The organism is Lysinibacillus sp. NPDC056959 (genome assembly GCF_042674095.1).
GTDB lineage: Bacteria > Bacillota > Bacilli > Bacillales_A > Planococcaceae > Lysinibacillus > Lysinibacillus zambalensis.
This window is the reverse complement of the sequence record NZ_JBHURE010000018.1, coordinates 35,195-48,216: the sequence shown is the minus strand read 5'-3', so window position 1 is coordinate 48,216 and position 13,022 is coordinate 35,195. Positions and strand designations below refer to the sequence as shown.

Annotated in this window: 11 protein-coding genes; 9 read left to right on the top strand and 2 right to left on the bottom strand. The window is 39.1% G+C overall.

Annotated features, from left to right (window positions below):
* The first annotated feature begins 38 nt into the window (after window positions 1–38).
* The 6 genes from ACFTQ7_RS17965 to ACFTQ7_RS17940 all read left to right on the top strand — a co-directional run bounded on the left by ACFTQ7_RS17965 (window position 39) and on the right by ACFTQ7_RS17940 (window position 6,632).
* Window positions 39–1,376: a murein hydrolase activator EnvC family protein gene (locus tag ACFTQ7_RS17965; RefSeq protein WP_386830224.1), complete on the top strand. Its 1,338-nt coding sequence runs from the start codon at window positions 39–41 to the stop codon at window positions 1,374–1,376.
* A gap of 289 nt (window positions 1,377–1,665) precedes the next feature.
* Entirely contained in the window at window positions 1,666–2,307 is a 642-nt protein-coding gene (locus tag ACFTQ7_RS17960; protein ID WP_386830223.1) for a hypothetical protein, read from the top strand.
* On the top strand, window positions 2,304–2,891 hold the full coding sequence (locus ACFTQ7_RS17955) for a peroxiredoxin family protein (protein ID WP_197139832.1): 588 nt from the start codon (window positions 2,304–2,306) through the stop codon (window positions 2,889–2,891). The genes ACFTQ7_RS17960 and ACFTQ7_RS17955 overlap by 4 nt, the downstream gene beginning before the upstream one ends.
* Before the next feature lie 675 nt (window positions 2,892–3,566).
* The gene (locus ACFTQ7_RS17950; protein ID WP_483869440.1) at window positions 3,567–5,012 is read left to right on the top strand and encodes a S41 family peptidase; all 1,446 of its coding nucleotides are present in this window, start codon (window positions 3,567–3,569) and stop codon (window positions 5,010–5,012) included.
* 202 nt (window positions 5,013–5,214) lie between these two features.
* Complete coding sequence (locus tag ACFTQ7_RS17945; protein WP_386830222.1) at window positions 5,215–6,396, top strand: PDZ domain-containing protein; 1,182 nt, start codon at window positions 5,215–5,217, stop codon at window positions 6,394–6,396.
* On the top strand, window positions 6,396–6,632 hold the full coding sequence (locus ACFTQ7_RS17940) for a DUF2198 family protein (RefSeq protein WP_349661289.1): 237 nt from the start codon (window positions 6,396–6,398) through the stop codon (window positions 6,630–6,632). Before ACFTQ7_RS17945 ends, ACFTQ7_RS17940 begins: the two co-directional genes overlap by 1 nt.
* Before the next feature lie 210 nt (window positions 6,633–6,842).
* Here ACFTQ7_RS17940 and ACFTQ7_RS17935 read toward each other — a convergent pair whose 3' ends face one another.
* On the bottom strand, window positions 6,843–7,169 hold the full coding sequence (locus tag ACFTQ7_RS17935; RefSeq protein ID WP_079559541.1) for an AzlD domain-containing protein: 327 nt from the start codon (window positions 7,167–7,169) through the stop codon (window positions 6,843–6,845).
* On the bottom strand, window positions 7,166–7,897 hold the full coding sequence (locus ACFTQ7_RS17930; RefSeq protein WP_349661220.1) for an AzlC family ABC transporter permease: 732 nt from the start codon (window positions 7,895–7,897) through the stop codon (window positions 7,166–7,168). The genes ACFTQ7_RS17935 and ACFTQ7_RS17930 overlap by 4 nt, the downstream gene beginning before the upstream one ends.
* A 125-nt stretch (window positions 7,898–8,022) precedes the next feature.
* Here ACFTQ7_RS17930 and ACFTQ7_RS17925 point away from each other — a divergent pair, with 125 nt between their 5' ends.
* From ACFTQ7_RS17925 to addB, 3 genes are all read left to right on the top strand, one after another.
* Window positions 8,023–8,574, top strand: a complete 552-nt coding sequence (locus ACFTQ7_RS17925; protein ID WP_386830221.1) for a helix-turn-helix domain-containing protein — start codon at window positions 8,023–8,025, stop codon at window positions 8,572–8,574.
* A gap of 11 nt (window positions 8,575–8,585) precedes the next feature.
* A complete protein-coding gene (locus tag ACFTQ7_RS17920; protein WP_386830220.1) occupies window positions 8,586–9,209 on the top strand; it encodes a TVP38/TMEM64 family protein in 624 nt (207 codons plus the stop codon).
* A 303-nt stretch (window positions 9,210–9,512) separates the two neighbouring features.
* Window positions 9,513–13,022, top strand: coding sequence for a helicase-exonuclease AddAB subunit AddB (addB, locus tag ACFTQ7_RS17915; protein ID WP_386830219.1), 3,510 nt, complete (start codon window positions 9,513–9,515; stop codon window positions 13,020–13,022).

Here is a 13,022-nt window from a genome sequence, read left to right as displayed (position 1 = left end):
CATCAACCAAAATTAATAGTCGAAAAGGAGTTCAACCGGTGAAAAGTATGGCGAAAAACTTAATGAAATTACTTGCTGCAGCATCTGCACTATGTCTTTTTATCCAAACTCCATCAGCTTATGCAAATAGTTTATCGGATTTAAAAGATGAAAAAAGACAAATTGAATCAAAAAAAGATGGCTTAAATTCATCCATCAAAAATAAATCAAATGCTATTACTGTAAATGAAGACAAGCAGCAAAAAATATTAGATCAAATTCAAACATTAAATGCTGAAATTGATAAAACGAATAGTAATATTAAAAATGTATTATCAGAAATTCAAACTACAAATAAAGAAATAAAGTCTTTAGAAGCTGATATAGCCGAGCTTCTACGTAAAATTGAAGAACGTGACTTATTGTTAGAGGATCGTGCTCGTGCCATTCAGGCGGGTGGTTCCGTTAGCTATATAGATGTACTACTTAGTTCTAATAGCTTCGTAGATTTTATCGATCGATTCTCAGCTGTTAATGCTTTACTAGAAGCGGATCGTCAAATTATCCAAGATCAAAAAGAGGATAAGCAAAAGCTAGAGGAACAAAAGCAAATTTTAGAAAGCAAACGACAAAAGCTCGAAGATAAAAAGGCTGAGCTTGATCGTTTAAAAGCATCATTAAACGGACAAAAAACTGAGAAAAACAAATTAATTGATCAATTAGAAAAAGAACAAGCAAAGCTGAAGTCTGAAAAAGTATTGCTTGAAAAAGAATATTCTGAGGCTCTTGATATTAGTGCCGATTTACAACAAAAAATCATTAATGAACAAAATCGATTAGCTGAAATTGCTCGTCAACAAGAAGAGAAACGTAAAGCAGCCGCTGCTGCTGCCGCAGCCGCAGCAAAAGCATCTAATTCAAGTAATTCAAGCAGTTCAAGCAATAATAGTGGTGGAGGGTCTTCAACAGTCGAAGCGCCACCATCGAATGGTACATGGATTAAGCCAACAAATGGCCGTTTAACATCACCTTATGGCTGGCGTAATATTGGCGCAGGCCCAGAGTTCCACTATGGAGTCGATCTTGCAAATAGCACAGGAACTCCAATTTGGGCAGCTGCTGACGGTGTTGTTTCTTACGCTGCACCACTTAGCTCGTATGGTAATGTTGTTATCATTACGCATTCTATCAATGGCGAAATCCATACGACAGTATATGCACACTTAAATTCTTTCAATGTTAGTGTTGGTTCAGAAGTATCCCAAGGTCAGCAAATAGGAACAATGGGTATGACTGGACGTGTAACAGGACCTCACTTACACTTTGAAGTGCACATCGGCGCTTGGCGAGGACAAGCAGTCGGAAGTGTGAATCCATTAAAATATATTCCGGTATAAACATATTGAAAGCTATACATTAGAGTTCTTCTAATGTATAGCTTTTTTGTTTGCCATGCATATTTGTTAAGATCTAGTATTATGTGGAAGCCTTTTTCCTAGTATGGCACCATTTTATGTAATATATTTATAGTATGAATACCTAGATGGGTATTTCAATAAAATTGTTCAGCAAAAGTCTATTTTTTGCATGTTTCAGGGAGATTTTTTGAACACACTGTGAAATGACAGTTCATATAAAGAATATATGCTATGCTGAAGCTATCTTTTTTTGTGGGGGATTTATTAGGTGAATAATACAGAATGGTTCTCTATCCGGACATTAACATTACCAGCAACTGCGGTCGCTTTGCTTGTGGCATTTTTTATTGTGTGGCTCGTTATACGCGTACAGTTTCCGAAAAAATGGGCGGGGGTATATGGAGACGCAGTCTTTACCTTTATTCTCGTTTGGAAATTTAGCGTAATCGTCACTGATTTTAAAGCTGTTATTGCTCAACCGTTTGCGCTCCTTTACTTCAATGGTGGAACAATCGGTGTCTTTTTAGGAGCTATGGCAGTATCACTACAGCTTTGGTGGAATCGAAAAAAAATCGACTTAGACGAAACTGGAATTGCTGCTTGTAGCTGGGCAATCATTTTAACGCAATCGAGCTATCAATGCCTTGTGGTGTTACTAAATGATAATCCAACCAATAGCGAAGTGATTACTTTACTTGTGCTAAGCACACTAACAGTCCTCATATTATGGAAAATAGCCGCTATCAATCGTGCATTATTTTTATATACGTTTGGTCTCATAATTGTGGCCTTCTTTCAGCCGCTTGGTTTATGGCAACCGGCTGTAGGAGTGAGCGTCATATTATTTATAGTAGGTATAGGGGTTCAGCGTCTTGCTAGCGAAACTAAATCATTTGGAGGTAAGGAATGAAAAAAAATATTGGACTACTTATCGTCGTGTTATTAGTAGTCGCGATGATTGGTACATATGTTAAACAGCAGATTGATAAAGATCGTGAAATTGAAACAGCTTCACTAGGGAAAGAAATGGACGAACGAAAGATTGGTTTAAAAAATGGAGATACACCACCTGATTTTACTTTAACAAGTTTGGATGGCGAAGATGTAACATTGAGTGAGCTCCGTGGAAAAAAAGTCGTATTAAACTTTTGGGCAACATGGTGTCCACCATGTAAGGCAGAAATGCCACATATGCAAAATTATTACGAACAAAATGCTAAAAAAGATAATGTAGAAATAATAGCTGTCAATTTAACGCAGGCTGAACGAGACGTTACAGAGGACGAAAAAATAGATTCTGTCATGACATTTAGAGAAAGTTTCGATTTAACATTCCCTATTTTACTCGACCCGAAAAACTCAGCCGGCTTAGACTACCAAGTAATAACGATTCCCACAACCTATTTTATTGATTCAAATGGATATATTCAACGTGCTATTAGAGGGCCGATGAATGCGGAAATGTTAAAAAGCTATGTAGATGCAATGGACTAAGCAAAAAATAAATTTCACAAAAATCTGCTCGTTTACCAGAAGAAACGAAGCAGATTTTTTTTATGTGAGTATTTCCTTGTTTATTAAATACATGTGCTTCGTGAATGGATACCCGAAGAAGGAAGGGGAATACCAGCGGAAGGAGGGTAAATACCCGCGAATGGGGAGAGAATACCCGCGGAAGGGGAGAATACCCGCGGGAGGAAAGGAAATACCCGCGAATGGGGAGAGAATACCAGCGGAAGGAGGGTAAATACCCGCGAATGGAGAGAATACCCGCGGAAGGAGGGTAAATACCCGCGGAAGGGAAGGAAATACCCGCGGAAGGGAAGGAAATACCCGCGAATGGGGAGAGAATACCAGCGGAAGGAGGGTAAATACCCGCGAATGGGGAGAGAATACCCGCGGAAGGGAAGGAAATACCCGCGAACAGCGAAACAACACCCGTGCTAGAAAATGAAAATCCCCACGATCCGAAATAGAACACTCACACTAGAAAATGAAAATCCCCACGATCCGAAATAGAATACCCACGCTATGAAATAGAAAGCCTGCGATACACAATAGAATACTAGCGAAACAAAAATCATAGGATTCAACAAAGTATTTTGAAGCTTAATTTTGTATGTTTGAAAAATAAAATTCATACAGTAGAAGAGACGGAGGAGGGAAGGTTTGCGCAAAATGATGGCGGGTGTTGGCGTACTTGCTAGTAGTCTATTGTTAGGGAGTGGCATTTATTTTGACTGGTTTAATTTAGGGGATCAGAAGGAACCGGTCGTTACAGAGGTTGATTCGATTAATGAAGCGATGAATTTAATTGAAAAAAAATCTGTATACAGTACGAAAAAAGATGCGTTGGTGGAAGGGGCACTTCGGGGTATGGCAGATGCTATTAAGGACCCTTATAGTACCTATTATTCGAAGGAAGAGGCGGAACAGCACCGGCAAATGTTAGCTGAGGAAAGAGTGGGCATTGGGATTGAGCTAACAGAAAATAACGGGAAATTTATTGTTGTGTCTCCAGTCCGTTCGTCCCCAGCAGATAAAGCAGGGATGCGCTCTCTCGATGAAATTGTACAAGTTGATGGCACTCGAGTGGAAGGTAAAAAGATGAGTGAATTAATGCATTTAATTCAAGGGGAGAAAGGGACGAAAGTTACGATTGTCGTCTATCGTCCGAGTGAAGATAAACATATTAAAATGACGATGGAACGAGCAGCAATTTCTAATAAAACAGTGACGAGCGAAGTAGTAAACATAGAAAATACGCCGATAGGTTATGTGGGAATTTCGATTTTTGGTGAGAAAACGGCCAATGAATGGGTTGCTGAAACGAGTAAATTGCTACGAAAAGATATTAAGGGATTAGTGATTGATGTGCGGGATAATCCAGGTGGTTATTTACATAGCGTCGCAGCGCTACTAAGCACAGTGTTGGAGAATGGCAAAGTGTTTGCCTATATGCAAAATGCTGAAGGTGCTATGGAACCATTAAAAACAGAATCAAAAAGCTTTGACGAGAATTATTTACAGTCAATGTACAAAATACCGATTGTTGTTTTACAGAATGCGGGCAGTGCATCTGCTAGTGAAGTGCTTAGTGGCGCTTTAAAAGGATGGGGACGTGCTTCCCTTGTTGGTGTTAAGAGTTTCGGAAAAGGAACAGTACAGGAGTCTTGGTCACTGAAAAATGGTGGAGAGCTTAAATTGTCCACAAATAAATGGCTGACACCAAAGCGTGAATGGATTCATAAGCAAGGTATTGAGGCTAATTTAGTGATTGAACAAAATGAATTATTCGCTTTCCAAATGCACCCACTATCAGGGAAGTTTAAAGAGGGCGACATGAGTGAGGAAGTTGCGTATACGCAAAATGCTTTAAAAATGCTAGGGTATAAAATTGCTCGTTTAGACGGTTACTTGGATGAATCAACGGAGGAAGCTGTTAAGCTTTATCGAGACGATAAGAAGTTGAAAAAAGCAGAAGGGAATTTTAATATGGATACAACCTTCTTTAACAGCTTAAACGAAACGTTGAAAAAATATAAAGAGGATCGTCAAAATGATTTACAGTTCCAAATGGCGACAAGCTTCTTATTGCATAATATTGAAGAATAAAAAATAGTGATAGTTTGATTTGAGGATATAGACTGATAGTGGGTCTCATATCCTTATTTTTTATTATAAAAAACGGGGATATCCACCAAAATGACGAAAAAAATAAGAATAGAAGGCTTTCTACTAGATTGTACTACGCAAGAGTGTAGTCGTTTGATACAATAAATTCATAGTATTCTAGATAGAAACGGCGGGTGTTCGTATGGTTAGTGATATATTATTAGAAATTGTAACAGCGATTGGCCGCTTTTTAATCAACCCATTAATGTATATCGCAATTTTATTTGCGATTTTATTAGGTTATAGGCGTGTAAAGCAGGAGCGTAAATTTTTTAATAGACGTATTATTTGGGGTTGGACAGAACTGATGGGGCAATGGAAATATGGTTGGTTATCTGCCCTCCTTATTTCGCTTGTGAGTGTTGGTTTAGGTTTAACGGTGCCAAAAGTTTTTATCATGGTTTTAATCGCTATTTCTGTATTGGCACTATTATTGTACTTCGTTAATGCCCTTTCACCTATTTATACGATGGGGATTGCGACGTTAGCGATATGGTTGATGTATCACTTCAATTGGACATTTTCTTGGTGGAAAATCTCTTTAGAAGGTGTAAATTTATTAGAGGGCTCCATTGTAACGATTACGATTTTAGCAGGTCTATGTGTGATTGCGGAGGGTATGTTAATTCGTCGAACAGCAATGATGGTCACGACGCCGCAAGTTGAAAAGACGAAGCGAGGTATGCAGGCAATTGTCTATCGTTCAAGAAATGTATGGGTACTACCAATCTTCTTTGTACTACCTGGTGATGTTATTCCAGTAGATTTCCCATATTGGCCACAATTCACATTAGGAGAGAGTACCTTTGCACTTGTACTATTCCCAGTCGTTATTGGCTTTTCAAAGCTTTCTAGAAAAGAATTACCGGCTTTGCAATTGCCTAAAATTGGCCGATCAGTGCTAATGCTAGGACAGGTAATTTTAATAGGTGGACTTGCAGCTGCCTTGGAGCCATTCATCGGCTTTATAACGCTAGCAATTGGTGTAGTGATTCGTATCATTATTTCAATCTACTACGCTCAACAAGAAAAAACGGATATTTACGCGGTTGCCCCAAGTTCAAAGGGCGCTATTATTGCGGCTGTCTTACCTGATTCACCAGCTGAAAAAATGGGCTTACAGGCAGGGGAATGTATTCGTAAAGTAAATGGTGAGGCCATTTTTACTGAAAATGATTTATACGAGGCTTTGCAATTAAATGCTGCACATTGTCGTCTAGAAGTAGTAGATCGTAACAATGAAATACGCTTAACACAGCATGTTATATATAGCAATGATCATTATCGTATTGGATTATTACTAGCTGAGCCGAGGGATATATGATGGATGTTTTCGGGAAAATGATGTTAGCGTTATTTTTACCTGCATTACTCGTATTATTGTTTACTCGAATTACGTATAATCGGTATGTTGCGTTAATATTGGCCATTGCACTTATGGCGGCATCTGTCTATGCAGGTTATACTTCGCCGTCTATTATATTCGTCATCGATGCATTTTCGTTAACAGTAGGCTTTTGGCTAGCAAGTAAAATGAAGAAAAACAAGAGTACGCTTTAACTACTTTCAGCGGTTGTCCATACACCTGTACCAGTCGCTACACTTTCGGTATAAAAGACACCTGCTGAAATGGAGGAACTCAGTTTAAGAACGCCACGTCCTATGGTGCACAAAATCGATTCTGTACGTAATTATGAAAAGGCATATTTGATATTACTATAAAAGGTCAGTCCAAAGTGATAGCTTTCTCACTTTTAAGACTGACCTTTTTTACATGAAAAATCTTACGGCTGCCATAATGATAACCCCCGCTACAACTGTTATAGATAAACTTTTGGTAACAAGTGCAATCATAAGCGTTGGCACAAATGTAATAAATACAGGCCAATTAAGTGTAACAATTTTTCCATTTTCGGTATCTAATAAGTTTTCGATGACAAGGGCACTCAATATACAGACTGGGATAAAGCTTAGCCATTTTAATACAACCTCTGGTAGCTTCACACTTCGGACGAACATAAAGGGAATAATACGTGGTAGCCAGGTTACAAGTGCACAGCCAATGATGAGCCATACCATAGTAGCAGTTGTCGTCATTTATCTGTCACCACCCCTATAGTTGCTACAATCATAGTTGAAAGAAGTACAGCCACATGTGAAGGCACAATATATGAAAGACCATACATAATAACAAACATATAGCCGATTAATATAAGATAATGCATTATTTTACTTTTGCCTACACTGCTAAGCTGTAAAACAAGGAGTGCCACGAACATAGCGATCAATGCGAAATCTAAGCCCCATTTTTCAGGGTTTGCTACCCATTGTCCCAAGTAGGCACCCGTTACACAAGAAAAAATCCAAAATGAGTAGGCCGTTATATTCAGCCCATCCATCCATTTACCATAAAGCTTACCGGCTTGCATTTGCTTCGTAACAGCTACACCAAATGTTTCGTCCGTTAATAATGTGCCGAAACCAACATTTCTTAGCATGGAATAGCGTGTGAAATGGGGTGCTAATGTTAAACTCATTAGTAAATGTCGCAAATTTACAACGAAAATGGTTACAATAATAGCAGAGGCAGGGCTATTTGTTAAAAGAAGTGCACAAAAGATAAATTGTGCAGAGCCTGCATAAATGAGTATAGATAAAAGTGCAATTTCGAGTACAGATAATCCAGAAGCGGAACCTACTACACCGAAAGCGAGTCCTATGCTAATATAACCAAGTAAAGTGGGGATGCAATCTTTCACGCCTTGTAAATAGCTATCGTCTGGCGTGTTAACCGTTTCATTCTGAAAATCAGTTGTACTTGTCATAAAATAGATCATCCTTTCTTAAAAATTTCCATGTATACTAATAGCGGAATAGTTTGATAGTTCATAATGTTTATTAGAGTATACATATGTCTGATAAAATAAACAATAGAAATTGGTGAATTAAAATGGAACAAATGAGTCGGAATTTAGCCTTTCAATTAAAAAAGATTCGACAACAGCGTCATTTAAGTTTAGACGATGTTGCCAAGACTACAGGTGTAAGTAAAGCGCAACTTGCACAAATTGAAAAGGGAGAGGCAAATCCTACAGTATCAACGATTTGGAAAATTGCTGCGGGATTGCGCATTTCATTTTCTTCGTTACTACAAGCACCGACAGCACGCTTCATGAAATATAGTAGTAAGGATGCGCCACATGTAGATGAAGATGATGGTCGATATCGTGTGTATTCCATTATTCCTTATAATCCAGAGCGTGGATGGGAGCTTTATAAGATTGAAATGGAGCCCGGTGCTATTAGCAGGAGTGAGGCTCACACAGAAGGGGTAGAGGAAACTGTAACTGTTATTCAAGGACAAGCCGTAATTTCTGCTGGAGAGATGCATGAATTGCTAGAAGAAGGGGATACACTAGTATTCTCAGGACATCAGCCACATGAGTATAAAAATACTTCGGAAAAGCTAACGATTTTACATTTAATTTTGCAATATAAATAGAGGTGTCGATTTTGAGTGAATGGTTTACTGTAGAAAATATTGAACAGATTGCGGCACAATACCGAACGTTCGGTCCAATCATTGGTTTATTATTACCTTTTATAGAAGCGTTTTTACCGTTTTTACCTTTAGTCGTGTTCGTTGTTGCTAATGCGAGTGCATTCGGTTTATGGTTTGGATTTTTATTATCCTGGTTAGGATCTGTAGCAGGGTCATATGCATTATTTTTGCTTGTCCGAAAGTTTGGCAAGCATCCAAAGCTTCGTTTTGTCACAGGTAGTAAAAAAGTACAGCAACTAATAAAATGGGTAGATATGAATGGCATTAGTCCCCTGTTCGTCTTACTTTGTTTTCCTTTTACACCATCAGTCATTGTAAACATAGTAGCGGGATTATCTCATATTCATAAAAAGTTTTATTTTGTAGTGTTAATGGCTGGGAAGTTCGTAATGATCTTAGCAATGAGCGTGCTCGGTTACGATTTAAAAGCGCTCCTAACAAGCCCCGTAAGACTAATTATTGCGGCAGTTGCGATTGTCCTGCTTTGGTGGATCGGCAAGTTTATAGAGAAGCGATTAAACGCGCGTGTAGAGAAAGATTTAAAACAAGCGCGAAAATTGACGAAAAATCATTAACGTTGAAAGTTGAATATGCACATCTTGCCCCTTTTATCATGTAAAATGAGAGAAGGGGTTTTTATCTTTATGCAGTAAATAGTTTTTGTGCGACAACTTCAATTACCCCAAGGCGAAATTGGTTTTTCCAAAATGGTAGGCAATGCGCGAAAAGCATTGAGTAGCGCTTAGATAAAATATTTAGTTAGAGTAGCAAAGTGATCGGGTCGATGCGAAAACCGCTCAGGTAAAACAGCAAACCAAGATGATCCGCAACAACTATCACTTTTTTTTAATAGATCAATAATAGGAGGGGGAATGTATATGACATTGCGTATCGTATCAGGACGTTCAGGAACAGGTAAATCAACATTTATTCATCAAGAGATTGTTGAACAACTAAAATCGGATCCGTTAGGTCATCCAATTTTTGTGATTGTCCCCGACCAAATGTCGTACTCAACGGAGTATGAGCTAACGAATAAGCATGGCTTGCAAGGCTTAATTCGTGCGCAGGTTATGACATTTAAACGATTGGCGTGGCTAGTGTTACAGGAAACGGGTGGTATTGCTCGAAAAGAAGTAAATGGCTATGGCTATCGAATGCTGATTCGTAAACTTTTAGAGGAACAAAAAAGTGAGTTTTCGTTATTTCGACAAGCAGCTGGAAAACGAGGCTTTACGGAAGAAATAGAAACGCTATTACGAGAGTTTAGTCGTTATAGTGTAAATAGTTCGGTGTTAGCTGAAGTATCAGCATCTTTGAAGGCCATAGATGCACCTAATACATTGCAAGCGAAGGCGAATGATTTGCAAGTCGTTTTACAAGCTTTGGAGGAACGGTTGGGCACGACGTATGTCGATAGTGAGGGGTATTATCCGATTTTGACGGAGCATCTGAAATACTCTGAGACGATGAAGCAGGCGTCTATTTATATAGATGGTTTTACAGCATTTACTGTAAGGGAACTAGAGCTTGTTAAAGAGTTATTAAAGGTGACGAAGCAGGTAACGGTAGTTCTTCCTTTTGACCATATTGAGGAAGTGTATGATGAGCAATCTTTATTTCATGAAGCCGCTTCTACGAACCAACGTTTACACGATATTGCCTATGAAGAAGGCGTTGAGGTAGAAGCACCATTGCACTTTTATTATACGCATCGTTTTCAATCTGAAGATTTACAGCATATGGAAAAAAGGTTTGCTGATCTGGTGCCTCAAACGAAAGAAACATCAGGTGATGTAATGGTACTTGAAGCATCTAATCGACGTGCGGAGATCCATGCCATTGCCCGGGAAATAACAAAGTTGACAAGGGAGACGGGGTATCGTTATCAAGATATCGTACTTCTTTATAGACAAGCGGAAGTTTATGATCCGCTTATTACAACTATTTTTCAGCAATATGAAATTCCCATTTTTACAAATTCGAAAAAGACGATGCTGCATCATCCTTTAATTGAGCTTAGTCGTTCGGCTTTAGAGGTTATTACTTCTGACTGGAAATATGAACCAGTTTTTCGAAGTGTAAAAACAGATCTATTTTTCCCGTTACATGCTGAGTTAAATGTTTGGCGAGAGCGGGCGGATCGTTTAGAAAATTACTGTTTAGCACAGGGTATCTTTGGCGAGCGCTGGTTTGAGGAAGCTCGCTGGTTTTTCAAAAAGTATCGTGGACTTGAATTCCATTCTCGCGTACAGACGGACGAAGAACGTGCTATGCAAGCAGAAATCGAGGCCGTTCGCGATGAAGTTCGTCAACCGCTCCAATTATTACAGGACAAGCTGAAGGTAGCGACAACAGGAAAAGATGTTGCGACAGCTTTATTTGAGCTGATTGAGAATTTGAATGTTTATGAAAAGCTTCAAGCAATGAAAGACCGTGAACTTGATCGAGGTGATGCATTAGCTGCAAGTGAGCATGATCAAGCTTGGAAAGAATGGATTGCAGTGCTCGATCAGTTTGTTTATATGTTTGGTGAGCAGGAGATGTCCGTGGAGGAAGCGGCTAAAATTTTAGATGAGGGTTTTGACACTTTAGAATTTTCGCGTATCCCTCCTACATTAGATGAGGTCATGGTTGCGAACGTTGATTTAGCTCGTTTATCCAATATAAAAGTCGCTTTTGTCTTAGGGATGAATGATGGGGTCTATCCAACCCGTATGGAGTACGAGGGATTGCTGTCAGATACTGAGCGTGAGTGGTTTAGTCAAATTGGTTATGAGCTTGCGCCAACATCTAAAAATCGATTACTGCAGGAAAATTTCTTGTTATATCGTGCTTTAACGACACCATCCGATAAATTATATATGTCCTATTCAACGGCAGATGAAGAGGGTAAGGCTCTATTGTCTTCACTCTATATTAAGAAAATTATCGGCAATGATAAAACGGCTGGTCTTCTGAGTGGTGTCAAGGTCGAACGAGTGGTCATTGATCCAATTGAATTACTGGATGAAAATGCTTTACCGTATATACGTCATCCTCGGACAGCTTTAGCACATTTAATGGTGCAAAAACGCCAAGCTGAACATAGCCGCGAGCTTGCGCCAGAGTGGGTAGCGTTACAAAAAATTTATAATCAGGACCCTTATTGGGCCCTTGTTTATGATCGAGTTTTACATCCAATCACTCATAAAAATGAGGCAGAGCCTTTAGAAAACTACATTACGCAAGAATTATATGGTCAAAAGCTAACTTCTAGTGTGTCTCGAGTTGAGAAATACTTCCGTTGTCCATTTTCGCATTTTACAACGTATGGGCTTCGTCTAGAAGAGCGGGCAGAGTACAGGCTAGAAACATTCGCAATGGGCGATTTATTCCATGAGGCATTGAAATGGATTACTGAGGAGACACATCGTCTGCAACTTTCATTGATACGTTTAACAAAGCAGCAAATTAAGCAATTAGCACGACAAGCTGTTGAGCAAATTGTGCCGGTGTTTTCACATCAAATCTTACTGTCAAGCGCACGTTATCGCTACATTCAACGTAAGCTTATTCGGATTGTTGAGCGAACAATGACTGCACTTACACAGCATGCAAATGTATCTCATTTTAAGCCAATCGCCATTGAAGCATCATTTGGACCGGGCCAAAATGAACAGCTTCCACCGCTTGAAATTGATTTAACAGGTGGTAAGAAAATGTTAATGCGAGGTCGTATTGATAGGGTGGATAGTGCGTCTATTGATGACCGCTCTTATTTACGGATCGTCGATTATAAATCATCAGCCCGTGATTTAGATTTGAATGAGGTTTACTACGGATTGTCACTTCAGGTACTAACGTATTTAGATGTAGCGATGGAAAATTCCTCTTACTGGCTACCAGGTGAAGCGGAACCAGCCGGAGTTCTTTATGTACATGTCCACAATCCAATGCTAAAGCTTGATAAGGATTTAAGCGACAGCGAAATAGAGGAAGACCGTTTAAAACAGTATAAAATGAAAGGTCTTTTGTCAGAAAATGCGGAGGCCATTTTATCGATGGACGAGCAATTAGAGGAATCGAGTGGACATTCAAAAATTATTCCTGTCTATATGAAAAAAGATGGGACACCATCAGAATCTCAGTCACGGATTGTACCTGTTAATGATATGAAAAATCTACAGCATTTTGTACGGCGCAAGCATCAAGAGGCGGGTAACGGAATTTTAGCGGGGGATACTTCCATTAGTCCGTATAAACTGAAATCAAAAACAGCCTGTGACTACTGTCAATTTACAGCTGTTTGTCAATTTGACCCATCTGATGGTAAGCAAAGCTACCGTCAGTTACAGCAAGCAAAACCGAATGATATCGTTGAAATAATTCGGAAGGAGATGAAGTAA